The sequence below is a fragment of the Sphingomonas sp. genome, from assembly GCA_019635535.1.
Taxonomy (GTDB): domain Bacteria; phylum Pseudomonadota; class Alphaproteobacteria; order Sphingomonadales; family Sphingomonadaceae; genus Allosphingosinicella.
In genome coordinates, this window is the sequence record JAHBZH010000001.1 from 13,930 (window position 1) to 38,675 (window position 24,746).

The window sequence follows — 24,746 nt, forward strand, 5'->3', positions numbered from 1 at the left end:
CGGCGCCCGTCCCTTCCCACCTGAGCGGCGCCCGCCGGGCGCGCCGGCTGGCGCCCCCTGCCGCTCCTTACCGATGCCGGGCGCGAAGGAAAAGACCCTCACTTGGGGCGGTAGATCTGCTCGTCGGTCGGAAAGGCCCGGCTTTTCACGTCCGCCGCATAGGCCTCCGCCGCCTTGCCGACCTCGGCGGCGAGATCGCCGAACCGCTTCACGAAGCGCGGCGTCCGCTCGAACAGGCCCAGCATGTCCTCGGTTACGAGGATCTGGCCGTCGCAGCGCGCCGAGGCGCCGATGCCGATCGTCGGGCAGGCGACCAGCGCCGTCGCCTCGTCCGCGATCTCTTCCATCACGCCTTCCAGAACCAGCGCGAAGCAGCCCGCATCGGCCACCGCCCGGGCGTCGGCGAGGATCTTCGCCTTCTCCGCATCGTCCCGGCCGCGCGCGCGATAGCCGCCCAGCGCGTTCACCGCCTGCGGGGTCAGCCCGACATGGCCGATCACCGGAATGCCGCGCTGCACCAGAAAGGCGATGGTCTCCGCCATCGCCTCGCCGCCTTCCAGCTTCACCGCCGCCGCGCCGGTCTCCTTGAGGACGCGCGCGGCATTGTCGAACGCCTGCGCCGGGCTCGCCTCGTAGGAGCCGAACGGCATATCGACCGCGACCAAAGCGTGCCACGAACCGCGCACCACCGCCGCGCCGTGCGCGCACATCATGTCGAGGCTGACCGGAATGGTGGACGGCAGGCCGTAGATCACCTGGCCCAGGCTGTCGCCGACCAGCAGCAAGTCGCAATGCGGATCGAGCAACTGCGCCATGCGCATCGTGTAGGCGGTGAGCGCGACGATCGGCTCGCCACCCTTGCGCGCCATGATCGCCGGGGCGGTGAGCCGCTTCATCGGCGCCGGGCTCGGCGTCGCCCGGCTGGTCGCGGTGTCGATCGTGTAGGTGGACATGGAGCGAAGGCTTAGCCGATCCGCCCGGTCCCGCGCTAGCTGTAGAAGATGTGCGCGCCGATCCGCGTCGTGCGCGCCAGCCGCCGGCCCCAGGAGGGCGAGACGTAATGCGCGTGATACCAGAGCACGCCTTCGGAGAGCAGGCGCGGCTCGCCGATCTCGGCGATGCGCGCCACCGCGACGGCGCGGCGCCAGGCCGGCGAATTGCGATCGGCGCGCGGGATGACGCCGCCCCGGACGAAGGAGAATTGGGCGCGCTGGCGCACCACCGCGCAGATGCCGTCCGGATAGCGGCCGGAGCGGGTGCGGTTCAGCACCACTTCGGCGACCGCGAGCTGCCCCTCCAGCGACTCGCCGCGCGCCTCGAAATAGACGGCGCTGGCCAGGCAATGCTGCTCGGCATTGGCGGTCTCGCCGGTCGCCTTGCGCTCGACCAGGGTGGAGAGCGGCGGCGGGGGCGGCGCGACCGGCACCGGGTCCGGCTCCGGCGCGGCTTCCGGCAGCGTCTCGTTGAGGCCCAGATCGCCCACCTCCGCCGGTGCCGCGGCATGGGTCAGCCAGGAGGTGGCGGGCGTCGGAATGCCGTCGCCCTGCCAGGCGCTGAGCGGGCCGTCCCACAAGGTGGCCGCCGCAACGAAAGCGGCCGCGGCGAAGCCCGCGGCGCGAACCGTATGGAACATGAAGGAGACGTACCCAGTGCGGCGCCGCGATCCCGTCGGGCGCTCCCCGCGCCCGGTCCATCAACCTGCCGACTTGCTTGCGGCCGCCCGCGCTCATGCGCTTCGGCGGCCAAGCTCGTTGAACCGTTCCGGCCTCATTGTGCAGCGCAGCGAAACGAATCAAGCTTTATGCTGCAATGCAGCGACGAATCGAGCCCCGGGCGGGACGAACCGCGCAACTATTGCGCCGGCGCGTCTCCGGCGGAAAGCTGGTGCGGCACGCCGGAGACGAGCCGGACGAGATTGCTCGGCACCCAGCCGGCCGCGCACGGCCCTTCGTAATTGGCCCGCCGGCCGATCGGCGCGGAGACGCCGCAGCGCTCCGCCGCGACCCCGCCCGAATCATAGACGATGCCGAACCAGCGCTGGTCGTGGCTGCGCGAGCAGATGAAGAATTCCGCGCCGGCCGGCAGCCGGTCGATCTCCTCGGCCGGATCGAACGGCGCCGGGCGCACCGGCACGTGATCCGCACCGGCGCGCTCGCGCGTCGCGCCGCGCGCGTTGCAGGCGGCGAAATTGGGGCCGAGTTCGCCGATCCGCACCGGCGTCACCATCCCGCCCTGCAGCGGATCCTCCGCCTCGGCGCGGACATATTCCGGCGTGGAGGAGCCCTGCCCTTCCGGCAGCGGCGCGCGCTCCCCGCCGCAGCCGGCGAGAAACAGCGCGAGGGAGCAGGCGAGGATGCGTTGAGCCGTCATGCCTTATCCTCTAGGCGGACAATGACGAGGCGGCAACTTTCGGCCCGCCGTCCGCGCGAGGGAGCCCCGATCCATGGCCAAATGGCTGATGAAGTCCGAACCGCACGTCTACAGCTGGGACGATCTGGTCCGCGACGGCGAGACGGACTGGGACGGCGTGCGCAACAATGCCGCGCGCCTGCATCTGCGCGCCATGGAGCCGGGCGACGAGGCCTTCTTCTACCACAGCAATGAAGACAAGGCCGCGATCGGCATCATGCGGATCGCCGGCGCGCAGAAGCCGGACGGCGAGGACGGCGCGTGGGTGAAGGTCCCCGTGACGCCGGTGCGCAAGCTCGCCCGCCCGGTGACGCTCGCCGAGATCAAGGCCGAGCCAGCACTGGCGAAGATGGAACTGGTCCGCCAATCGCGCCTCTCCGTCGCCCCGGTGCGCGAGGAGGAATGGGCGCGGGTGCTGGCGATGAGCGCCCGAGCGTAGCGACGCCGGCCGCCCTGGCGCGGAAGTTGACGAACCTGACGCCCCGTGAGGAGGCATCGCCCCCTCGGCGATGCGGCGCCGCCGGGGCGCGCGGCGCACCGGGAGGCCGTGGCGGGACACCCGGATTTCGTTCCGGACTTGCCGAAGGGCGGCGTCTTTCCTGCGCATGATCTAGCCTCCTCAAGCCGGGGTGAACCGGCCAGCTTATGCCTTAAGGAGGGGGCTGTAGGAAAATAGTTTGTTTGCATTTTGTTCTTGCTCTCTGAGCCAAGCCCCTGACTGGACCCGCATCACACGAAGAATATTACCTGGTTTTCGTCCTGGTTTGTTTCTTTCCTGTTCTAGCTATGGGAGTTGATATGTAGTTCTCGACACGACTTCCGGGAGGGGACGAAATTGAGGATATTAGTTGCTTGCGAGTTCTCTGGTACCGTGCGCAACGCCTTTCTCGATCACGGCTATGATGCGTGGTCGTGCGATCTTTTACCTGCCGAGGATCGGAGCAACCGGCATATCACCGGTGACGCGCGCGACGTTCTTGATGATGGGTGGGACTTACTGATCGTTGCTCACCCGCCATGCACACGACTTTGCAACAGCGGGGTTCGCTGGCTGCATGTTCCCCCTCCCGGTCGAACGCTGGAGGAAATGTGGCGCGAGCTAGATGAGGGTGCTGAGTTGTTCTCAGCTTTCTGGAATGCTCCGATTGAGCGGATTTGCGTGGAGAATCCGGTAATGCATCGCCATGCCAAAGAGCGGATCGTCAACTATGTCGAGCCAGCGCAGAGCGTGCAGCCGTGGCAGTTCGGGCACGGTGAAACCAAGCGGACCTGCTTCTGGCTCAAAAATCTCCCGCCGCTCGCTCCAACGAACATCGTCGCCGGCCGTGAGCCGCGCGTTCACCATGCCTCCCCAAGTCCTGATCGTTGGAAAGAACGCAGCCGCTTTTTTACGGGAATCGCCGAGGCGATGGCGGATCAATGGGGCGACTATGCGATGGACAATCTCGCAGCTTGACCCCGCAAGACTGGTTAATCGAGCAGCCTTTGATTGTGCTGTCGGAGCAATGCTTCATCCAGTGCCACATGTGTGGCCATCCGAAGAGAACGCCCCTCGTATGGCGCAAAGAAGGCCTTAGTTTCCTTGCTCTTGCTCTGTAGAAGCTGCTTCGACAAACGGACTTTATGATCAGGCGTGACCGTCATTAGGCAACGATCAAAAGCTCGGTCGAACGTGGCAGAGAGGCACAGCCCGTTTCGTGGATTGTGACGGTTAGCAACATCCGTTGCCCACGGAGAGATGTGGCTGGCGTTGAGAAGACGGCGATCGGCAATGCCAGTGACACAACAGCTATCTTCGAAGTTCGCCATCACGGCCCGTCGAAAGAAAGCCTGACCAACCCTTTGCTCGATTTCTCTGGATTTGGCAGTCACCCCGTCGGGTGGTTCGTACCTGAAGTCAAAGGGCGCATCGCAGACCTTGTTCCGATCTGAGGGTTGCAGCACTCCCTCGCGCATACTGAGTTCCGTGACGAGTTTGGTCCAGTCGCTGTGAAACTCGTCCCAAACCTTGCGGTCGAGCGCAGACGCCCCTTCCAGCCCTTTCCGTCCACTTTCTACGATCTTCGGGTCGAGGCTCGCGAAATTAGCGAGCTTCATGGCCACCGACGAGGGCGTTCGATCCAATGCCGCAGCGAGCGCGATGATCTCAGGATTCCTCTGGTGCAACTTCCCAAAAGGAAGCTGGAAGTAGAGATAGAGCGCGCGCTTAGTCTGATCTTCTGTCCAGCGAACTGAGGTCGTCATTCCATCCCCCGACTAGAAGGCTGATATGTTATCGCTTCCTCAAACCGGAACAAGAGAGAAGCACCCCGACAGGTTTCTAAGATGCTCGGCAGATCTTCACCGATCTTATGGATTCCGGAGTCTCTTCATCACCGCGCGCCGTTGCTAGCGCGTCGTTCGACCGGCGCCAGTCTCTACACGCTGTGTCGGCCGCGTTCCACGTCGCCCCCTCCACCCCCTGCGGGTGGCCGTCCACGCCTCGATTTCGAAAAAAGGGGGGAGGAAATCATGCGGCGCGGTGGAAGCCTTTCACTCCAGCGGTTCTGCGGGGACGTCACGGGACCATTGTCCCGTGACGTCAGTCCTGTCGTCTCTGCGGACGCAGGCTGGCCGGCGCAAACTGTCTCTACGCGCTGCTCCGGCGGAGCGTGCCGCGCCGGCGTCGCTACGCTCGGCAGTTACGCGGCCTCCGCCTTCCGGCTCTGCCTCTTCCTTTCATGCGGGTCCAGATACCGCTTCCGGATCCGCACCACCTTCGGCGTCACCTCGACCAGCTCGTCGTCCTGGATGTAGGCGATCGCCTGTTCCAGCGTCATGCGGCGCGGCGGGGTGAGGCGGATGCCTTCGTCCTTGCCGCTGGCGCGGAAGTTGGTGAGCTGCTTGGACTTGAGCGGGTTCACCTCCAGGTCCTGCGGCTTGGCGTTTTCGCCGATCACCATGCCTTCGTAGAGCTTGTCGCCCGGCGAGATGAACATGATGCCGCGATCTTCGAGCGCGTTGAGGGCGTAGGCGACCGCCTCGCCCTGCTCCATCGAGATGAGGACGCCGTTCTGACGGCCCTCGATCCGGCCCTTGTAGGGGCCGTATTTCTCGAACAGGCGGTTCATGATGCCGGTGCCGCGCGTGTCGCTGAGGAACTCGCCATGATAGCCGATCAGGCCGCGCGAGGGGGCGGAGAAGGTGAGGCGCGTCTTGCCGCCGCCGCTGGGGCGCATGTCGGTCATCTCCGCCTTGCGCAGCGCCATCTTCTCGACGACCGTGCCCGAATGTTCGTCGTCCACGTCGATGACGACCGTCTCATAGGGCTCCTCACGCCCGTTGGGACCGTCGCGGAAGAGGACGCGGGGGCGGGAGATGGAGAGCTCGAAGCCCTCGCGCCGCATCGTCTCGATGAGGACGCCCAATTGAAGCTCGCCGCGGCCGGCGACCTCGAACGCGTCATTGTCGTGCGCGGCGGTGACGCGGATCGCGACGTTCGTTTCCGCCTCGCGCTCCAGCCGGTCGCGGATGACGCGGCTCTGCACCTTGTCGCCGTCCTTGCCCGCATAGGGGCTGTCATTGACCGCGAAGCTCATCGCCAGCGTCGGCGGATCGATCGGGCGGGCGGCGACCGGATCGGCGACGCCGGGCGCCGCGATCGTGTTGGAGACGGTCGCCCTGGTGAGGCCGGCGATCGCGATGATGTCGCCCGCCTGCGCGCTGTCGACCGGCACGCGCTCGAGGCCCCGGAAGGCGAACATCTTGGTGGCGCGGCCCGCCTCCACGGGATTGCCCTCCACGTCGATGGCGTGGATCGGGGCGTTGACGTCGAGGCGGCCGCTCTCGATCCGGCCGGTGAGGATGCGGCCGAGGAAGGGGTCGCGGTCGAGCAGGGTGGCGAGCATCCTGAACTCGCCCCCGGTGTCGAGGCCCGGGGCCGGAATGTGGCTGACGATGGTCTCGAAGAGCGGGGTCAGATCGCCGGAACGCACGTCGTCGGTGCGGCCGGCATAGCCGTTGCGGCCCGAGGCGTAGAGGGTCGGGAAATCGAGCTGCTCGTCATTGGCGTCGAGGCTGAGGAACAGCTCGAAACATTCGTCGAGCACCTCGGCGGCGCGGGCGTCCGGGCGATCGATCTTGTTGACGACGACGATCGGCTTCAGCCCGCGGGCGAGCGCCTTGCCGGTGACGAACTTGGTCTGCGGCATCGGGCCTTCCGCCGCGTCGACGAGCAGGATGACGCCGTCCACCATCGACAGGATCCGCTCCACCTCCGCGCCGAAATCGGCGTGGCCGGGCGTGTCGACGATGTTGATCCGGGTGGTCTCGCCGCCATGCTCCCACTCGACGCTGGTGCATTTGGCGAGGATGGTGATCCCGCGTTCCTTCTCCAGGTCGTTCGAATCCATCGCCCGCTCCTCCACGCGCTGATTGTCGCGGAAGGTGCCGGACTGGCGGAACAGCTGATCGACAAGGGTGGTCTTGCCGTGATCGACGTGGGCGATGATCGCCACGTTGCGAAGGCTCATCTTATATACTCTCGCGGGAGGAAATGTGGCGCGCACATAGCGGCTTCGCTGCGCCGCAACAAGGCGTCTTAGCGCGTGATCCGCTCCAGCAGCTCCGCGCCCCGGGCGAGCGCGCGGCGTTCATAGTCGGTGAGATCGCGCAGCCGCTCGACGAGCGCTCCCACCCGGCGGGCGCGGCCTTGGTCGAGCAGGCGGCGGCCCGGCTCGGTCGCGGCGATGCGGACGCCGCGACGGTCGTCGGGGTCGGGATCGCGTGTGACCAGGCCGGCCTTCACCAGCGCATCGACGATCCGGCTCATCGTCGGCGGGCGGACCTGCTCGGCCTCGGCCAAGGCGGCGAGCGAGAGCGGGCCGGCGAACACGATCACCGACAGGGCCGACAAACGCGGCGCGGTGAGGCCGCTGCCGTCATCCTCGCGCCGCAAAGTGCGCAGCAGCCGGATCGACGCCGAATGGAGCCGCCCGGCAATGTCGCGAATTTCGTCCTCGACCATGTTTACGCTCATACTTAGCTATGCTAATAATTGTTCGAATCGAATTGTTAGCATGAAGGGAGTCGGGACGCCATGCCGCTCAATCCATCGCATGTCGCGCAGGTCGCGATTCCCGTCCGCGACCTGGAGCGCGCCCGCGCCTTCTACCGCGACACGCTCGGCCTCGCGCATCTGTTCGACGCACCGCCGTCGCTGAGCTTCTTCCGGTGCGGCGAGACGCGGCTGATGCTGAGCCCGCCGGAAGGGCCGGAGACGGCGAGCGCCTCGATCCTCTATTATGCGGTGACGGACGCCCAGGCGGCGGAGGCCGAGCTGGCGGCGGCGGGCGCGGCGATCGAGCAGGAGGCGCATTTCATCGCGCGGGTCGCGGACCGGGACATCTGGCTCGCCATCGCCCGCGACAGCGAAGGCAATCTGATCGGCCTGATGAGCGAGCAACCGGTGGCTTGAGCCCTATTCGATGAAGGCGGCGGCGGCGGCGGCCATGCCGAGGCTGGCGATCAGCGCCTGTTCGGTGCGGCCCAGCCCTTCGACGGGCACGGCCGGATCGCCGTCGCCGGGCGGCAGCTTCCATTTGGTGCGCAGGATCGCGGCGAGCGCGCGGCCGCGCACGAACAGGCAATCGACGATCTCGGAGCCCGCCTCGGCGCCGATCTCGCGCTTGTAACCGCCGTCGCCCGCGCCCCAGTCCACCTGCGTCACGCCGCGCGCCAGGCTTTCGACCAGGTGGTGGTGGGTGACGATATGGCCGGGCGCGAAGGCCGACCAATCCGCGTCATAGGAACTGGCGATGCCATATTGCAGGGCACCGACGGTGAGATCGAAGGTGAAGGCGACCGGCTTGCCCGCGACATCGAGCACCACCGCCGAGAACATATCGGCCAGCACCGGATCGGCGAGCGCGCGACGCCAATAAGCGCGCTGGTCCTCGGTCAGGAACTTGGCGCCGCTGCCGTCGGTGGATTTGCCCACCCAGCTGCGCGCTTCGATGTCGCCAAGCTCTCCCAGCAGCGCATCGCTCCACGCCGCCCCGCGCACGAAGCGCAAGCCATACCCGCCCTGCGCGTCAAGCTTGTGCCGTGCCGCGCGCACCCTGCGCAGCTTCGACTTGCGCGGCCATTGGCCGGCGGCGCTCGCGGCGCCGATATCCTGCACGAAGGTGGTGCCCAGGCTGCGCTTCAGCACCGTCCACCCGGCCTTGCGCGCGGCCCTGACCAGTAATTTCGTCGCCGGATCGGCCCGATAGACCGGCCCGAGGCGCCAGACCCGCCCCAGCACGGCGCGCGCGGCATCGCAGGACAGCAGATCGGCCAGCTCCCCCTCCTCTGCATCCTCCGTGACGGGGAAGAAGCGATAGGGCCAATAGGCGCCCGGCACCGTCCGTGCCGCCGCGACCGCGGGGCCGACCGGCAGAGTCGGGATCGCCGCGAAGGCGGTGCCGTCCGCGCGCCGGCCGACCAGAGTGACCGCCCCCGCATCGCCCGAGCCGGCGAACCAGGCGCGGCGCAGGAAGCGACGGGCGGGCGCTGCCATCGCGGCCACGGCGTCGATCGCGTCCGGATAGCCCGGCAGGACATGCGCCATCGGCTCCGCCGTGGCGGAAATTGCCGAATCCGTTTCGATCGCCTGCGCGGCCACGCCCTTCAAACCGTACCTCCCCTTCGCCGCCCCCCTATCGGCGAAAAGCTACCATCGGGTTAGGGACGTGCGGTTGCGTCCGTCGGAGCCGGTCGTTACGCAGCTTTCCCAAATCAAATCAGGGAGGTTGCCACCATGCTCGATCGCCGCACATTCCTCGCCAGCTCCACCGCCATGGGCCTGCTGACGCTGACCGGCTCGGCCCGCGCACAGGGAACGGCGAATGCGCGCGATGGCGAATTGCACAATCTGCTGGAAGGCTGGTTCGAGCATGATCTCGACGAAGCGCCGACCTTCGCCACCAATCTCGGCCTCGACACGGGCGCGCGCGCGGCGCTGCGCGGCCAGCTTTCGGAAAGCTCGCTCGAGGAGGTGCGGCGTGACCGGGTCCGCGCGGTGGCGCGCGATCGCCAGCTCACGGAATTCGGCCGCGACGGCCTGTCGAGCGACGGGCAGCTCAATTACGACATCGCTGCCTTCCGCTGGTCGGTCTCGGCGCAGGGCGCCGGGTTCAATTATGGCGGCGCCGGCGGACGGCCCGCGCCCTATGTCGTCAGCCAGCTTGGCGGCGCTTATTATTCGATGCCGGATTTCCTCAACACCCAGCATCCGGTGCGCACGGCGGAGGATGCCGAGGCCTATCTCTCGCGCCTCGACGCCTTCGGCCGCAATCTTGAGCAGGAGGCGGAGCGCATCCGTCACGACGCGTCGGTCGGCGTCGTCCCGCCCGATTTCGTGATGGACAAGGCGATCGCCAACCTCGAGGCGCTGCGCGCCACGCCGATCGCGGAAAGCGGCCTAGTCCGCGCGCTGACCCGCCGGGCCAGTGAGGCTGGACTGGGCGATTACACGGCGCGCGCCTCGGCCATCGTCTCCGGCCGGATCGCCGCCGGGCTCGACCGCCAGCTCGCGGCGCTACGCGAAATCCGTCCGCAGGCGGTGCACGATGCCGGCTGCTGGCGCCTGCCGGACGGCGAGGCCTATTACGATTGGGGCATCCGCGCCAACACCACGACGACCATGTCCGGCGCGGAAATCCATCGTGTCGGCCTGGAGCAGGTCGCGGACCTGCAAAGCCGGATCGACGTGCTGCTGCGCGCGCAGGGCATGACGCAGGGCAGCGTCGGCGACCGGATCAACGCGATGAACCGCGATCCGGCGCGCAGCTTCCCGAACACGGACGAGGGTCGCGCCGAGCTGCTCGGCTGGCTTAACCGGCTCATGGCCGAATTGCAGCCGCTGCTGCCGCGCGTGTTCAACCGCATCCCCACCGCTCCGGTCGAAATCCGCCGGGTGCCGCCGGCGATCGAGGCGGGTGCGCCGGGCGGCTATTACCAGGCGGCCAGCCTCGACGGCTCGCGCCCCGGCGCCTATTACATCAATCTCGGCAACACGGCGGACTGGCCGCGTCATTCGCTGCCGACACTCACCTATCACGAAGCCTCGCCCGGCCATCATTTCCAGATCAGCCTGGCACGCGAGGCGGGCGAACTGCCGCTCTACCGCCGCACGACGGGCTTCTCCGCGTTCAGCGAGGGCTGGGCGCTCTATTCGGAGCGGGTGGCGGACGAGCTGGGCGTCTATGCGGACAATCCGTTCGGCAAGATCGGCTATCTCCAGGCCTATCTGTTCCGCGCCGTCCGGCTGGTCGTCGATTCCGGCCTGCACCATCATCGCTGGAGCCGCGAGCAGGCGATCCAATATATGGTGGAGAACAGCGCGCGGCCCGAAGGCTCCGCGATTCGCGAGATCGAGCGTTATGCGGTCTGGCCGGGCCAGGCCTGCGCCTACAAGATCGGCCAGACCGTGATCGGCAATCTGCGCGACGAGATCGAGCGCCGCCAGGGCGCGGCCTTCGACATCAAGGCGTTCCACGACACGGTCCTGCTGGGCGGCGCGATGCCGCTCAGCGTGCTGGAGCGCCGCGTGCGGGACTGGGCGGGGGCGTGAGGCGGGCGACCGGAGCAGGTTGAACCACATTCCGTTCGGGCTGAGCTTGTCGAAGTCCTGCCCTTCTCTTCTGCCTTAAGAAAAGACAGCCCTTCGACAGGCTCAGGGCGAACGGAGGGGGTGTTTACTCCACCTGTTCTAAAGCCGGTCCATCCTGAGCCAGCGCCGGTCGCCCAGCCAGGCGCGCTCGAGCGCCGCCTGCGCCGCCGCCGCTTCGGCGCGATGCCCGAGCGCGCGTTCGGTTTCGGCGAGGCCGTAAAGCGCCCAGCCATTGTTCGGCGCGCGCACCAGAGCGGCGCGGAACGCGGCGCGCGCCTCGTCCGGCCGGCCGGCCCGGAACAAGGCGGCGCCGAGCGACTGCTGGACCGGATAATACCAGAAAGGCGGCTCCATATAGGGAATCTCCGCCTCGACTTCCGCGGCCGCCGCGAAAGCCTGCGCCGCCGCATCGAAGCGGCCGGCGGCCAGCTCCCAGCGGCCGCGCGCCACCTGCTCGGCGATGGTCAGCAGATCGCGGGCCGGCACGTCCTGATCGACCAGCGCCTGTATGTCCGCGCCCTCGCGGATCGCGCGCAGGGCGGCCAGTTCGCGGTCGAACTCCGCGCGATCCCGCTGCGCCGCGCGGGCCACGGCGCGCGCATAATGGCGGATCGCGACGACATAGGGCAGGCGCGCGTCCGCCTCCGGCAGGGTCAGGATGCGCTCCGGCGCGCCGAACTGGGCATAGGCCATATAGGGCGCGGCCTGGACCGGCTGGAGCCAGCCGATCTGGGCGGAGACTTCGGGATTGAGAATGGCGGCGAGCCGGCGCGTCTCGCCGATCGCGGTCGCCATGTCGCCCGCCATCTGCGCCGAGGCGAGGATGAAGTGGACATTGTGCGGATAATAGCCGAACCGATAGGCCGGGTTCGGCCCGGCCGTCGCCAGATAGGCCTCGTCGGCGCGCGCCGCGGTCACATTGGCGCGGATCGAATCGGCGAAGCGGCCCAGCCGGAAATAGATATGCGCCGGCATGTGGACGAGATGGCCGGCGCTGCGGAGATCGGCGGCGGCCAGCCGATCGGCCGCGGCCTGAGCGCGGGCCGGATCGGCGCTCGCCTCCAGCAGGTGGATGTGGAGATGCTGCGCCTGCGGATGGCCGGGGCTGCGCGCCAGCACGGTCTCGATCAGGCCGATCGCCTCGCCGATCCGGGGCTGCGGCGTGCGCCCGTCCGCCTCCCAATAATCCCAGGGGCGCGTGTTCATCGCCGCTTCGGCCGCGATCACCGCGATATCGTCGTCGCCGGCGAAGCGCCGGGCGGCGGCGAGCATCGCGTCGGCATAGCCGGCTTCCGGCCCGGCGCGGTCGTCGCCGGCATAGCGGCCGGACAGCGCCTCGATCAGCGCCCGTTCCGCCGGCGACGCACCCTCGCGCAGCGCCATCGCCCGGGCGAGCGCGGCGCGCGCCTGGGGCAGCGCCTCCGGCGTCATCGGCGCGTTGATGTTCGGACCCAGCGCATAGGCCTCGCCCCAGAAGCAGAGCGCGCAGCCGGGATCGCGCCGCTGCGCCGCCTGAAACTCGGCGATCGCCGCCTCGTGATTGAAGCCGTAGGCGAGCAGCAGCCCGCGCCGGACATGGTCCCGAACCGCCGGATCGGCGCTCGTCACCGCCAGCCGGATCGCGTCCGGGACCGGCGTGGCCAAGGCGGGCGCGCTCGCCCCGCCTTGCGCGAACGCGGCGGCGAGGCGGAGCCGGGCCCGGAGCGCGCCATCGGCATTGCGCGAACCGCACATGGCGCCCGCCAGCCGCGTGGGATCGAGCATCGCGACCGTCTCGGGCGAAACGGCTTGCGCGGGCGCCTGCGTATCGCCCACGAGACCGGCCGCCGTGACGGCCATCAGAGGTGGCAGGATCAGCCTGTTCATCGTCGCTCCCCTCAGGCAACCGACTCAAACAAGAATAAACCTTTGCGCGCTCTAGGCCAAGGCGACCTCAGCCAAGCCACCAACGGATCACGAGCGCCACCGTCCCCACGCACGCCACGCCGGCCAGCCACAGGCCGACGAACCAGGCGAGCTGCCGCGCGCGGATCAATGATAGCCTTCCTCGTCCACCTTGCCGCGGAACACCCAATAGGCCCAGGCGGTGTAGCCGAGGATGACCGGCACGAGGATGCCGGCGCCGACCAGCATGAAGAGCTGGCTGTCATAAGGCGCGGCGGCCTCCCAGATCGTCACCCGGCCGGGAATCACGTCCGGCCAGATCGAGATGCCGAGGCCGACCATGGTCAGCGCGAACATGCCGAGCGACGCGGCGAAGGGCAGCCAGTCCTTGCCGCGCCTTATCCCCTCCCACGCCACCAGAGCGGTGAGGCCGAAGAAGAAGGGCATCAGGCCGGTGACGATCAGGCCCGGCCACTGGAACCAGCGCTGATGATATTGCTCCTCCAGGAAGGGCGTCGCCAGGCTGACCGCGCCCACCACAGCCAAGAAGGCCGGGAGCAGCCAGGTCGCATAGCGCCGTGCATCGTCGTGCAGCCGCCCTTGCGTCTTCCAGATCAGCCAGGTCGCGCCGAGCAGGGCATAGGCGACGACGAGGCTGGCGCCGGTCAGCAGGCTGAACGGGGTCAGCCAGTCCCACCAGCCGCCGGCATAGGCCCGCCCCTCGATCGCTATGCCCTGCAGCAGCGCGCCCAAGGTGATGCCTTGCGCGAAGGTGGCAATGAGCGAGCCGAGACAGAAGGCGACGTCCCACGCCTTGCGATGACCGGGGTCGCGCCAGCGGAATTCGAAGGCGACCCCCCGGAAGACGAGGCCGAGCAGCATCGCGATCAGCGGCGCGTAGAGCGCGGGCAGCACGATCGCGTAGGCGAGCGGAAAGGCCGCCATCAGCCCGCCGCCGCCCAGCACCAGCCAGGTCTCGTTGCCGTCCCAGACCGGCGCGATCGCATTCATCGCCTGATCGCGTTCCTTGCCGACCGTGAAGCCGGGGAAGAGGATGCCGATGCCGAGATCGAACCCGTCCATCAGCACGTACATGGCGACGGCGAAGGCGATGATGATCGCCCAGATGACGGTGAGGTCCATCACTCCCTCCCCTCGTCCGGCCGCTCCACCGCCGGCGCGGGCGTGATGCCGGCGGTGCGGATCGGCAGCTCGGGCGTGGCGCTCTCGCCCTCGGCCGGGGTCCGGCTCATCAGCCTGAGGATGTAGAGCGTGCCGGCGCCGAACACGATGAAATAGACGATGACGAAGGCGGTGAGCGACGTCGCCACCGCCGGGGCGTCGATCGGCGCCACCGCGTCGGCGGTGCGCAGCACATTGTAGATCACCCAGGGCTGGCGGCCGACCTCCGTCGTCACCCAGCCGGCGATCACCGCGACGAAGCCGGACGGGCCCATGACCAGCGCGTAGCGGTGCAACCAGCGCCAGTCATGCAGCCTGCCTCGCACGCGGGCGAGCAGGCTCAACAGGCCGAGCCCGAACATCAGGAAGCCGAGGCCGACCATGATCCGGAACGACCAGAAGACGATGCCGACCGGCGGCCGGTCCTCCGGCGGAACCGTGTCCAGCCCGTCCAGCGGCGCGTTGAGATCGTGCTTCAGGATCAGCGAGGAAAGCTTCGGGATTTCCACCGACCAGCGCACCGTCTCGGCCTCTGAATCGGGGATGCCGAACAGGATCAGCGGCGCGCCGTCCGGGTGGCTTTGATAATGGCCTTCCATCGCCATCACCTTGACGGGCTGATGCTCCAGCGTGTTGAGGCCGTGCAGGTCGCCGACGAAGATCTGCACCGGCGCGACGATCGCCAGCATCCACATCGCCATGGAGAACATCGTCTTCGTCTCGGCGGTCTTGCGCCCCTTCAGCAGGTGCCAGGCCCCCACTCCGCCGACGACGAGCGCGGTGGTCAGATAGGCGGCGATGACGGTGTGGACGAGGCGATAGGGGAAGCTGGGATTGAAGACGATGGCCCACCAGCCGTCCGCCGGCACGAACTGGCCGACATCGTTCAGCGCCCAGCCGACCGGCGTCTGCATCCACGAATTGACCGAAAGGATCCAGAAGGCCGAAATGAACGTGCCGATCGCCACCATGAGCGTCGCGGTGAAGTGGAGCCCCTTGCCCACCTTGTTCATGCCGAACAGCATGACGCCCAGGAACCCCGCCTCCAGGAAGAAGGCGGTGAGCACCTCATAGGCCATGAGCGGCCCGATCACCGGCCCGGCGCGGTCGGAGAAGACCGACCAGTTGGTGCCGAACTGGTAGGACATGACGATGCCGGAGACGACGCCCATCGCGAAGGCGAGCGCGAAGATCTTCAGCCAATATTTGAAGAGGTTGAGATATTTGTCGTCGCCGGTCTTCAGCCACAGCCCCTCGAGCACGGCGAGATAGGAGGCGAGCCCGATCGAGAAGGCCGGGAAGATGAAATGGAACGAGACCGTGAACGCGAACTGGATTCGCGCCAGCAGCAATGCGAGTTCGGCGTCGGCCACCCTGTCGCTCCTTTGCGGGGCCTCTAGCCGATCGTTTCGCGATCGTCATCCCCGACCGGATGCGGATCGGGTATCGACAAGTGCAATTTCTGCAATCGACTAGACGAACACCGACCAGCCGGTGCGCTGGACGAAATCCTCCAGCATCGCCGCGCCCGCCGCGCTGGTGCCGGCCGCGTTGAGGCCGGGCGACCAGACGGCCAGGCTGCCATGGCCAGGCGCCACGGCGAGGATGCCGCCGCCGACCCCGCTTTTGCCGGGCAGCCCGACGCGGAAGGCGAATTCGCCCGAATTGTCGTAATGGCCGCACAGCATCATCACGCTGTTGATCCGCCGCGCGCGATGGTTCGGGCAGACCTCCACGCCCGTCTCGGGATCGCGCCCGTCGAAGGCGAGGAACAGGCCGGCGCGGGCGAGCTGGCGGCAGCTCATCGCCACCGCGCATTGCCGGAAATAGGCGCCGAGCGCCTGCTCGACCGGATTGTCGAGCCGGCCGAAGCTCTTCATGAACCAGCCGAGGCTGCGGTTGCGCGCGCCGGTCTCGGCCTCGGACCCGGCGACCTCCTCGTCCACCGCCACGCGATCGTCGCCGGCCCGGGCGCGCAGGAAGGCGACCAGATCGTCCACCGCCGCGTCGGCCGGGCGATCGCCGATCAGCGCGTCGGTGACGACGATCGCGCCGGGATTGATCAACGGATTGCGCGGCTTGCCCCGCTCATGCTCGAGCTGGACGATCGAGTTGAACGGATCGCCCGACGGCTCACGCCCCACCCGGTCCCACAGCTGCACGCCGACCCGCTCCAGCGCGAGCGCCAGCATGAACACCTTGGAGATGGACTGGATCGAGAAAGGTTCGTCGCAATCGCCCGCGCCGTGGACCGCGCCGTCCGGCCCGGCGAAGGCGATGCCCATCCTGCCGGGATCGACCGCCGCCAGCGCGGGAATATAGTCGGCCACCTTGCCGCTGCCGCGATGCGGCTCGGCCGCCGCCAGCACCTCGGCGAGAATGCGGTCCATATGCCCTCCTCTTATCGCCCCGCTTCCTATCACCCAATTACGTCATTGCGAGTGTAGCGAAGCAATCCAGAGCGGTCTTCGAAGCCCGCTGGATTGCCGCGTCGCTACGCTCCTCGCAATGACGATTTGTGGCGGGGGCTCAGCGCCGCCGCAGCCCGGGGAAGCGGCGGAGCAGCTTGCCGCTCGAGAAAGGCTCGAACAATTCGTCGGGATTTTCCGGGTCGAGCGCCTGATTTTCGGCCAGCGCCTGTTCCACTTCGTTGAGCTCGGGCGGTTCATAGGCGCGCAGCGAGCGGCCCGGCCCCTGCAGCCGCGCGATCGTGTCGATCAGCGAGCCGGTTTCGGCGAACACGTTGGCGACGCGCTCCGCCGGGCAATTGAGATGCTCGGCCATCAGCCCACAGCGGATCGCGGCGATCTTCTCGCCCAGCGCCGGATCGTCGATCGTCACGTCGCATTCGGTGTCGAGCCGCAGCGAGCGGTTGTTCCAGTTGGACGAGCCGACGCGCAGCACCTCGTCGTCGACGATCATGATCTTGGCGTGGACGTAGACGGAATCGCCGGCGGCGGTGAACGGATGATAGATGCGGAAGCGTTGCCGCGCGTCGCATTTGCCGATCGCCTCCCAGAGCAAGGCGCGGGCATTGTCCATCGCCACCTGCTCCAGCCAGCCGTCCGCCTGCTCCGGCCCGACCAGCACGATCTCCGGCGGATCGGGCTCGGCCATGCGTTTCGCGATCGCCTCGCCGATCCGGCGCGAGGCGAAATACTGGTTTTCCGCATAGATGAAGCGCCGCGCCCGGGCGATGAAGGAGAGATAGAGGGATTCGATCTCGTGGACCGGGGTGAGTTCGGCATGGTCCGGCCGGGTGCGGGAGATGGCGACGTCGACATTCTCGAAATCCGGCACCAGGTCGCGCGGCCAGGGATCGCCCTCGCCATGCGCGGGCGCCAGCTCCTGCTCCGTCGCGCAGCGCCACCGCTCGCGCGCCAGCTCGCCGAGCGCCGTCGCGACGGGACCGGAGAGCGCCATGGTCGCGTCGTGCCAAGGCATGGTCGGCTTGCCGTTGGGGCCCATCCGGCGCGGATCGTTGTCGCGGTGGGCGCGCGTGTCCCAGCGCCCCTCCGTCATGTCGATGCCCCCGCAAAAGGCCATCTCGTCGTCGATCACGACGATCTTCTGATGGTGCGAGGCGCCGGGCGGATGCATCGCATCGAGCTGGACATGGATGCGATCGTGCCGCCACCAGCGCAGCAGGATGAAGGGCGTCGCACCGCGGAACATCGCCTTCACCGCGCCGAAATCCCAGCGCAGCAGGTAGACGTCCAGCTCGGGATTGCGCTTCACCAGCCACAGGATGAAATCGCCGACCCGCGCCGGCGCGCCGTCCCGCCCGTCGCCGATCCGGATGCGGGCGTCGAAATCCCAGCCGATCAGCATGATCCGCTTCTTCGCCGTCATCATCGCGGCGCGCACGGCGGCGAAATAATCGTCCGCATCGACGATCAGCCGCGCCCTGTCCGCCCGCTCGATCCGCCAGCAACCGTCCCCCGGGATCATGCACGCCCTTTCACCGAATCCGGCGCATCATAGCAGAGCGTCAGCCCTCGGCGACATCGCCGAGCAGCAGCCGGGCGCCCGGCCCCCGCGCGCGCAGCCGGTCGCCCGGATTGTAGAGCGCGCAGGTGCGCAGCGAGAGGCAGCCGCAGCCGATGCAGCCGTCGAGCCGATCGCGCATCCGCTCGATCATCTTCATCCGTTCGTCCAGCACCTCGCGGAAGGCGCGGCTGATCCGCGTCCAGTCCGCTTTGGTCGGCGTGCGCCCCTGCGGCAACGCGGCGAGCTGGGCGGCGATCTCCTCGATCGAGAAGCCGAGCTGCTGGGCGATGCGGATGAAGGAGAGGCGCCGGATGTCGGAGCGCAGGAAGCGCCGCTGCCCACCCGCGCTGCGCAGCGCGGAGACCAGCCCGCGCGTTTCGTAGAAACGGATCGCGGAGACCGACAGCCCGGTTCGCCGGGCGAGATCGCCGATCGCCATCAGCTCCGAACCGCGCATCGAAATTCCTCCTTGATCTCAACTTAAGGTGAGGAATTAGAGGAAGGGAATCAACCTTGAACCTGAGCGAAGGAAGATTCGAAATGAGCATCGGAACGCTGGAGCATGTGAACGTCACGGTCGCCGATCCGAAGCGCACCGCGCAGATGCTGTGCGACCTGTTCGGCTGGCACATCCGGTGGCAAGGGCCGGCCAAGGCGAACGGCTTCACCGTCCATGTCGGCGCCAACGACAATTATCTCGCCGTCTATGCCTATCCGCCCGGCGGTGCGCCGGCGCTGGACGGCGGCCGGCTCAACCATATCGGCGTGGTCGTCGACGATCTGGACGCGGCCGAGGCGAAGGTGGTCGCGGCCGGCTGCACCCCATTCAATCACCGCGATTACGGACCGTGCCGGAGCTTTTATTTCGAGGACGAGAACGGCATCGAGTTCGAGGTGGTGAGCTACGCCTGAGCATCATTTCCGCGACATTTCGGGTTTCGACGAATGATCTTCATTCATGGTTCGGCTATGATCGAACCATGAATGAAGGGCCGGATATCACCCGGATCGCCGCGCTGATCGGCGAGCGCGCGCGGGCGAGCATGCTGATGGCGCTGATCGGCGGCCGGGCCCTCACCGCCAGCGAGCTCGCGGCGGAAGCGGGAATCACGGCGCAGACCGCGAGCGGGCATCTGGCCAGGCTCCACGAAGGCGGACTGCTGCGGTCGCGCAGACAGGGGCGGCACAGATATTTCTCCCTCGCGTCGGCCGAAGTGGCGGAAACGCTCGAGGCGCTGATGGGATTGGCGGCGCGCAGCGGTCATCTGCGCAGCCGCCCCGGCCCGATGGACAAGGCGCTGAGGCAGGCCCGGCTCTGCTACAATCACCTGGCCGGGGAGCTTGGCGTGCGGATGTTCGACAGCCTGGTCTCCCGGGGCCGCCTGGCCTTCCGCGACGGAGATTTGACGCTGACCGGAGCCGGGCGTGCGTTCGCCGCGGATCTCGGCATAGATGTGGACGCCCTGAAGCGGCAGCGCGCGGCGCTGTGCCGCGAATGCCTCGACTGGAGCGAGCGTCGTTCGCATCTGGCCGGGAGCCTTGGGCGGGCGTTGCTGACCCGCTTCATTGAGCTGGGCTGGGCGCGGGCCGACAGGGCCACGCGCGTCGTGCGGATCACCGCGCCCGGCGCGCGTCGTTTTCAGGAGCTTTTCGGGCCGCCGGCGCCGGCCGATTGATCACGCTTCGGCCGATGCCGAAACATCCGGCTCGCCACGTCGATAGATCGTCCGGGTCCACAAGGGAGGACCAGATGATCGTGATGGTATTCGAATTCACCGTCGAACCGGCGGAATATGAGGCTTATCTGGAGGAATCGTCGGCGCTGCGCACGCAGCTCGCGCGAATCGACGGATTCATCTCGGTCGAGCGGTTCGCGAGCCACAGCGAGCCGGGCCGGTTCGTCGCGATCGGCTATTTCCGGGACGAGGAGGCCGTGCGCCGCTGGCGCAACCTGCCCGAGCACCGGCGGGCGCAGATGCTGGGCCGCGACCGGTTCTTCTCGGAATACCGGCTGGTGATGGCCGAAGCCTTGCGGGATTATTCCCGCCGGCGGCGCGACACCGCTCCCGAGGACAGCAATCGCGCGCACATTCCGGGAGACGCATGACCATGTTCGATCTTGAAATCCATCTCGACGACCAGCCCGGCGCGCTGGCCGCCATGGGGCGCGCCCTCGGCGCCGCGGGCGTGAGCGTCGAAGGCGGCGGCGCCTGGGTCGTGGACGGCAGGGGCATCGCGCATTTCCTGTTCCACGACGGCCGGGCCGCGCGGCGGGCGCTGGAGAACGCGGGCATCGCCGTCGCGGCCTGCCGCGCGACGGTCATGCTGCGGCTGAAGCAGGAAGTGCCCGGCCAGCTCGGCGAACTGACCGGACGCATGGCCGCGGCCGGCGTGAATATCGCGGTCCTCTACAGCGACCATGACCATCGGCTCGTCCTCGTCGTGGACCGACCGGATCGCGCCCGCGAGATCGCGCGGCAATGGGGCGGGCCAGAGAATCCGGACATGGGAGAATGATCGCGCGAAACGGAACGCGACTGTCGGCCGGAAGGGAGTGGATGCCCGACGAGGATTCGAACCTCGATTGACGGAGTCAGAGTCCGTAGTCTTACCATTAGACGATCGGGCAATCGGAAGGGCCGCGAGATAGGCAGGCGGGCGCGGCCTGTCAACGCCGCTCTGGGGGCGCCGCTTGCCGCCAAAACCCCCTTTGTGTACAACGGCATCAAGTCAAAGGGCGGTTTCGGCCGCCCGCAACGAGAAGATAAGAGAAGTGCGTTCGATGCCGCAGCAAGCCGCCTCGGCGCCGCAGGCGCCGACACCGGAAGCAACCCCAGAGGGGGACAGTCCCCTCAACGGTCGCGCCAATGGTCTTCCCCAGCGCCGCTGGACCTCCCGCCACACTTATGGCGCGATCGATCTCGGCACCAACAATTGCCGCCTCCTGATCGCGCGCCCGACCGAAGAGGGCTTCACCGTCATCGACGCATTTTCGCGCGTCGTCCGGCTCGGCGAGGGCATGGCGACCAGCGGCAAATTGTCCGATGCGGCGATGGACCGCGCCGTCTCGGCCCTGTCGGTCTGCGCCGAGAAGCTGAAGCGCCGTCATGTCAGCCTCGCCCGCTCGGTCGCCACCGAAGCCTGCCGCCGCGCCGTCAACGGCCGCCATTTCGTCGAGCGGGTGCGCCGCGAGACCGGCATCCGGCTCGAGATCATCGCGCCTGAGGAAGAGGCGCGGCTCGCGATGCTCGGCTGCCACCGGCTGCTCGAACCAGGCGACGGACCGGCGCTGATCTTCGACATCGGCGGCGGATCGACCGAATTGGTGTTGATCGACACCGACAGCGGCGAGCCCCGGATCAAATGCTGGTGGAGCGCACCCTGGGGCGTCTATTCGCTGACCGAGAGCGAAGGCCGCGATTTCGCCACCGCCGAGGAGCGGCTCGCCGCTTATGGCCGGATGCGCGAGCGCGTCCGCCATGCCTTCCGCCGCTTCACCGAGCTGCTCCCTTCGAACCGCGAGGGTATTCGCCTGATGGGGACGAGCGGAACGGTGACGACGCTGGCCAGCGTCCATCTGGCACTGCCCAGCTACGACCGGCGCGCAGTGGACGGCCTTCAGGTACCCATCGCCGCGATGCGCGAGATCAGCGAGACCATGTCGCGCCTCGACCGCGCCGGCCGCGCCGAATTCCCTTGCATCGGCCAGGAGCGGGCCGACCTGGTGGTCGCCGGCTGCGCGATTCTGGAGGCGATCATGGACATCTGGCCGGCCGAAACGCTGGGCATTGCTGATCGCGGCATCCGCGAGGGCATATTGCGCGCGCTGATGGCCAAGGACGGGCACCTGCTATGAGCCGGTCCGGCGGCGGGCCGCGCACGCGGGTCCGCACCGCCAAGGGCCGCCGGGTGAGCTCGACCCGCTGGCTGGAGCGGCAACTGAACGATCCCTATGTGAAGCGGGCGAAGGCAGAGGGCTATCGCAGTCGCGCCGCCTACAAGCTGATCGAGCTGGACGAAAGATTCGGCTTCCTGAAGGGCGCAAGGAAGGTCGTCGATCTCGGCATCGCGCCGGGCGGCTGGACCCAGGTGGTGCGCCAGCGATTGCCGCAGGCGGGCGTGGTCGGCATCGACCTGCTGCCGACCGATCCGATCGATGGCGCCATTATCCTGCAGATGGACTTCATGGACGATGCCGCACCCGACCTGCTCAAGGAGGCGCTGGGCGGCGAGGCCGATCTGGTGCTGTCCGACATGGCGGCCAACACGGTCGGCCACCCGCAAACCGATCACCTGCGCACGATGGGCCTGGTCGAAGCCGCGCTGCTGTTCGCGACCGAGATCCTGCGCCCCGGCGGTGCGTTCGTCGCCAAAGTGCTGGCCGGCGGCGCGGACGCGAACCTGGTCGCCGAGCTGAAGCGCCAGTTCACGTCCGTCAAGCACGCCAAGCCGCCGGCCAGCCGCAAGGGCTCGTCCGAATGGTATGTCGTGGCGCAGGGGTTCAAAGGCTAGGAAGACGACCGCGCCGCGCGGATCGCATCCCGCAACGCCTCGTAGCCAACCGCGCCCTCCAGCACGCGATCGCCGATCACGAAGGTCGGCGTGCCGGTGGCGCCGACGGCGCGGCCCAGCTCGAAATTGCGCTGCAATTCGGTGCGCGCTTCGACGTCGAGCGGGGCGGGCGCGAGGCCGAGCGAGCGGCCGGCGGCGGCGATCGTCGCCTCGCTCGGGCGGCCGGCGGCGAACATCCGGTCGTGAAAAGGCCGAAACTGGCCGGCGCGCGCCGCCGCGAGGCTGGCGGCGGCGGCGGCTTCGCTCGCCGGGCCGAGCACCGGATAATCGCGCCACACCACCTTCAGCCGCGGATCCTCGCGCAGCAGCCGTTCGATGTCCGGATTGGCGGCGCGGCAATAGCCGCAGGCATAATCGAAGAACTGGACGAGCACGACGTCGCCATCCTCGGCTCCGGCCCAGGCGCCATGATAGGGAGTCTCGAGCGCGGCCCGGTGCTGCGACACCGCCGCCGACGCCTGACGCTGGCGCAGCCGCTCCATCGCCTCCGGCAATATCTCGCCATTGTTCAGGATATAGTCGCGCACAATCCGCTCGGTGGCGACGCGATCGGGCTCGCGGAAGCCATACCAGCCGGCCACGGCGACCGCGCCGATCAGCAGCCCGGCCAGGCCACCGACCAGACCCTGCTTCCAGCCCCCCTCTTTGCCCGCCATCAGCGCCGATTCCGCCGCTGCCGTTCGACCGCGGTGCGCGACACCATCGCGATGTCCTGAGCGCGCAGCCAGTCGGACGTGCCGACCTGCAGGCCCATCATCGCCTGCTCGGCGTTGGGCAGGGCCAGCTGCGGCTGGCCGGTCAGGCTGTAACGCTCGGCGGTCGCCAGCGCGGCGCGCGGCTGATCGCCCTCACGGTCGTAGATGATGCCGAGCTGATACCAGGCGAAGGGGTTGGAATTGTCCCGCTGGACCGCGGCACGCAGCACGCGCTTGGCCTCTTCGAAATTCTGCGAATCCTCGGTCGCGATCAGGGCATGGCCGAGGAGCGAGCCGATCAGCGGCTGATCGGGCGCGCGCGCGACGGCCTCGCGCAACGAAGCGAGCGCTTCGAACGGGCGGCCGGATTCGAGCTGAATCTGCCCTCTCAGTTCCAGGAAATAGGGATCGTGCGGCGCGGCGACGAGCAGCGCATCGACTTCGTTCATCGCCCGGTCCGGATGCGCGGTGCGATGCAACGCATAAGCGCGGGCATAACGGGCCGGCACGCCCGTATCCCGCTCGGGATAGCGGTTGAACACCTGCCGCGGCTCGTCGATATAGCCGGACAGCTTCGCGCGGACCCGCTGGAAGCGCGCTTCCAGCTCGGGATCCGTGGGCCTATCCCAGGCCGGATCGGCCATATAGTTCGCTTCCAGGCGCGCGATGCGCTCGCCGGTCAGCGGGTGCGTGCGCGCATAGCCATTGTCCTGCGGGATGTTCAGCCGGAATTCGAGATTCTGGAGACGGCGGAAGAAGGCGAGGCTGCCGCGCCCGCTGATTCCGGCCCGCTGGAGATAGAGCGCGCCGGCCTGGTCGGCGCTGTTCTCCTGCACCCGGCTGAAGGCGAGGAACTGGCCCATCGCGGCCTGTTGCCCGGCGGCGAGCACGCCCATCCCCGCCTCTCCAGCGCCGGCGACGATCGCGGCCGCACCCAGCAGCAGCGACAGGATCATGATCCCGGTCGCCTGCTGGATGCCTTCCTGAAGGCGGATGATGTGGCCGCCGGTGACATGACCGAGCTCGTGGGCGATCACGCCCTGCACCTCGTTGGCATTGTCGGCGGACGTGATCAGGCCGGAATGAATGTACACGATCTGGCCGCCCGCGACGAAGGCGTTGATCTCCGGATTGCCGATGAGGACGATCTTGACGTCTTCCGGCCGCAGCCCCGCCGCCGTCACCAGCGGCCGCGACAGATCGTGGAGCAGCGCCTCGGTCTCGGCATCGCGCAGGATCATCTGCGCCTGCGCGGGCCGCGCCATGACCGTCATGCCGAGCGCGGCGATCATGATCAGCCGGACGACAAAGGCGGCCATTCCCCTGCGCATCGCGGATGTTTCAGCCATGGCGCCCTATCCGTCCCGTCGCCTGAACCCCGG

At 68.0% G+C, this 24,746-nt stretch carries 25 protein-coding genes and 1 tRNA gene; 10 read left to right on the forward strand and 16 right to left on the reverse strand.

Translation table 11 applies throughout. The annotated features are described in order from the left end of the window. Nucleotides 1-98: 98 nt before the first annotated feature. From panB to KF780_00090, 3 genes are all read right to left on the reverse strand, one after another. Nucleotides 99-953: a 3-methyl-2-oxobutanoate hydroxymethyltransferase gene (panB, locus tag KF780_00080; protein ID MBX3560187.1), complete on the reverse strand. Its 855-nt coding sequence runs from the start codon at nt 951-953 to the stop codon at nt 99-101. A 35-nt stretch (nt 954-988) separates the two neighbouring features. Further along, nucleotides 989-1,633 carry a cell wall hydrolase gene (locus KF780_00085; protein ID MBX3560188.1) on the reverse strand — a complete coding sequence of 215 codons (645 nt, stop codon included), beginning with the start codon at nt 1,631-1,633 and terminating at the stop codon, nt 989-991. A 218-nt stretch (nt 1,634-1,851) separates the two neighbouring features. Next, nucleotides 1,852-2,370: a hypothetical protein gene (locus KF780_00090; protein ID MBX3560189.1), complete on the reverse strand. Its 519-nt coding sequence runs from the start codon at nt 2,368-2,370 to the stop codon at nt 1,852-1,854. A 73-nt stretch (nt 2,371-2,443) separates the two neighbouring features. On the opposite strand from KF780_00090, the gene KF780_00095 reads away from it, so the two are divergent. Further along, nucleotides 2,444-2,848, forward strand: coding sequence for an EVE domain-containing protein (locus KF780_00095; protein MBX3560190.1), 405 nt, complete (start codon nt 2,444-2,446; stop codon nt 2,846-2,848). A 396-nt stretch (nt 2,849-3,244) separates the two neighbouring features. Continuing rightward, a complete protein-coding gene (locus KF780_00100) occupies nt 3,245-3,865 on the forward strand; it encodes a hypothetical protein (protein ID MBX3560191.1) in 621 nt (206 codons plus the stop codon). A 14-nt stretch (nt 3,866-3,879) separates the two neighbouring features. Here the strand turns inward: KF780_00100 and KF780_00105 are convergent, their stop codons facing one another. The 3 genes from KF780_00105 to KF780_00115 all read right to left on the reverse strand — a co-directional run bounded on the left by KF780_00105 (nt 3,880) and on the right by KF780_00115 (nt 7,414). Then, nucleotides 3,880-4,653, reverse strand: a complete 774-nt coding sequence (locus tag KF780_00105) for an HNH endonuclease (GenBank protein MBX3560192.1) — start codon at nt 4,651-4,653, stop codon at nt 3,880-3,882. Nucleotides 4,654-5,090: 437 nt separating this feature from the next. Next, the gene (gene typA, locus KF780_00110) at nt 5,091-6,920 is read right to left on the reverse strand and encodes a translational GTPase TypA (protein ID MBX3560193.1); all 1,830 of its coding nucleotides are present in this window, start codon (nt 6,918-6,920) and stop codon (nt 5,091-5,093) included. Between the two features lie 68 nt (nt 6,921-6,988). Further along, nucleotides 6,989-7,414 (reverse strand): MarR family transcriptional regulator, encoded by a 426-nt coding sequence (locus KF780_00115; GenBank protein ID MBX3560194.1) that lies wholly within the window; start codon nt 7,412-7,414, stop codon nt 6,989-6,991. Nucleotides 7,415-7,486: 72 nt separating this feature from the next. On the opposite strand from KF780_00115, the gene KF780_00120 reads away from it, so the two are divergent. After that, a complete protein-coding gene (locus tag KF780_00120; protein ID MBX3560195.1) occupies nt 7,487-7,864 on the forward strand; it encodes a VOC family protein in 378 nt (125 codons plus the stop codon). A gap of 3 nt (nt 7,865-7,867) precedes the next feature. On the opposite strand, the gene KF780_00125 is transcribed toward KF780_00120, so the two are convergent. After that, the gene (locus KF780_00125) at nt 7,868-9,061 is read right to left on the reverse strand and encodes a GNAT family N-acetyltransferase (GenBank protein ID MBX3560196.1); all 1,194 of its coding nucleotides are present in this window, start codon (nt 9,059-9,061) and stop codon (nt 7,868-7,870) included. A 126-nt stretch (nt 9,062-9,187) separates the two neighbouring features. Here KF780_00125 and KF780_00130 point away from each other — a divergent pair, with 126 nt between their 5' ends. Next, nucleotides 9,188-11,002 carry a DUF885 family protein gene (locus KF780_00130; GenBank protein MBX3560197.1) on the forward strand — a complete coding sequence of 605 codons (1,815 nt, stop codon included), beginning with the start codon at nt 9,188-9,190 and terminating at the stop codon, nt 11,000-11,002. Between the two features lie 138 nt (nt 11,003-11,140). Here the strand turns inward: KF780_00130 and KF780_00135 are convergent, their stop codons facing one another. The 6 genes from KF780_00135 to soxR all read right to left on the reverse strand — a co-directional run bounded on the left by KF780_00135 (nt 11,141) and on the right by soxR (nt 18,554). Continuing rightward, a complete protein-coding gene (locus KF780_00135) occupies nt 11,141-12,880 on the reverse strand; it encodes a tetratricopeptide repeat protein (protein ID MBX3560198.1) in 1,740 nt (579 codons plus the stop codon). 192 nt (nt 12,881-13,072) lie between these two features. Beyond that, on the reverse strand, nt 13,073-14,068 hold the full coding sequence (gene cydB / locus KF780_00140) for a cytochrome d ubiquinol oxidase subunit II (GenBank protein MBX3560199.1): 996 nt from the start codon (nt 14,066-14,068) through the stop codon (nt 13,073-13,075). Then, nucleotides 14,068-15,480 (reverse strand): cytochrome ubiquinol oxidase subunit I, encoded by a 1,413-nt coding sequence (locus KF780_00145; GenBank protein MBX3560200.1) that lies wholly within the window; start codon nt 15,478-15,480, stop codon nt 14,068-14,070. The genes cydB and KF780_00145 overlap by 1 nt, the downstream gene beginning before the upstream one ends. A 99-nt stretch (nt 15,481-15,579) precedes the next feature. Further along, entirely contained in the window at nt 15,580-16,497 is a 918-nt protein-coding gene (locus KF780_00150) for a glutaminase (GenBank protein MBX3560201.1), read from the reverse strand. Between the two features lie 139 nt (nt 16,498-16,636). Further along, nucleotides 16,637-18,058: a phospholipase gene (locus KF780_00155; protein MBX3560202.1), complete on the reverse strand. Its 1,422-nt coding sequence runs from the start codon at nt 18,056-18,058 to the stop codon at nt 16,637-16,639. A 40-nt stretch (nt 18,059-18,098) separates the two neighbouring features. Continuing rightward, a complete protein-coding gene (soxR, locus tag KF780_00160) occupies nt 18,099-18,554 on the reverse strand; it encodes a redox-sensitive transcriptional activator SoxR (protein ID MBX3560203.1) in 456 nt (151 codons plus the stop codon). A gap of 83 nt (nt 18,555-18,637) precedes the next feature. Between soxR and KF780_00165 the strand changes: the two genes are divergently transcribed. From KF780_00165 to KF780_00180, 4 genes are all read left to right on the forward strand, one after another. Then, on the forward strand, nt 18,638-19,009 hold the full coding sequence (locus KF780_00165) for a VOC family protein (GenBank protein MBX3560204.1): 372 nt from the start codon (nt 18,638-18,640) through the stop codon (nt 19,007-19,009). A 68-nt stretch (nt 19,010-19,077) separates the two neighbouring features. Continuing rightward, nucleotides 19,078-19,773: a helix-turn-helix transcriptional regulator gene (locus KF780_00170; protein MBX3560205.1), complete on the forward strand. Its 696-nt coding sequence runs from the start codon at nt 19,078-19,080 to the stop codon at nt 19,771-19,773. A 74-nt stretch (nt 19,774-19,847) separates the two neighbouring features. Beyond that, the gene (locus tag KF780_00175; protein MBX3560206.1) at nt 19,848-20,204 is read left to right on the forward strand and encodes an antibiotic biosynthesis monooxygenase; all 357 of its coding nucleotides are present in this window, start codon (nt 19,848-19,850) and stop codon (nt 20,202-20,204) included. After that, the gene (locus tag KF780_00180) at nt 20,201-20,614 is read left to right on the forward strand and encodes an amino acid-binding protein (GenBank protein MBX3560207.1); all 414 of its coding nucleotides are present in this window, start codon (nt 20,201-20,203) and stop codon (nt 20,612-20,614) included. The genes KF780_00175 and KF780_00180 overlap by 4 nt, the downstream gene beginning before the upstream one ends. A 38-nt stretch (nt 20,615-20,652) precedes the next feature. Here the strand turns inward: KF780_00180 and KF780_00185 are convergent. Then, nucleotides 20,653-20,726: transfer RNA gene (locus KF780_00185), tRNA-Gln, on the reverse strand. A 153-nt stretch (nt 20,727-20,879) separates the two neighbouring features. Between KF780_00185 and KF780_00190 the strand changes: the two genes are divergently transcribed. Together KF780_00190 and KF780_00195 are read left to right on the forward strand one after the other, a co-directional pair. Continuing rightward, nucleotides 20,880-21,953: a Ppx/GppA family phosphatase gene (locus KF780_00190; GenBank protein ID MBX3560208.1), complete on the forward strand. Its 1,074-nt coding sequence runs from the start codon at nt 20,880-20,882 to the stop codon at nt 21,951-21,953. After that, a complete protein-coding gene (locus KF780_00195) occupies nt 21,950-22,609 on the forward strand; it encodes an RlmE family RNA methyltransferase (protein MBX3560209.1) in 660 nt (219 codons plus the stop codon). Before KF780_00190 ends, KF780_00195 begins: the two co-directional genes overlap by 4 nt. Here KF780_00195 and KF780_00200 read toward each other — a convergent pair. Together KF780_00200 and KF780_00205 are read right to left on the reverse strand one after the other, a co-directional pair. After that, nucleotides 22,606-23,325 carry a DsbA family protein gene (locus KF780_00200; protein MBX3560210.1) on the reverse strand — a complete coding sequence of 240 codons (720 nt, stop codon included), beginning with the start codon at nt 23,323-23,325 and terminating at the stop codon, nt 22,606-22,608. The genes KF780_00195 and KF780_00200 overlap by 4 nt on opposite strands. Beyond that, on the reverse strand, nt 23,325-24,683 hold the full coding sequence (locus KF780_00205; GenBank protein MBX3560211.1) for a M48 family metalloprotease: 1,359 nt from the start codon (nt 24,681-24,683) through the stop codon (nt 23,325-23,327). The genes KF780_00200 and KF780_00205 overlap by 1 nt, the downstream gene beginning before the upstream one ends. Nucleotides 24,684-24,746: the final 63 nt, after the last annotated feature.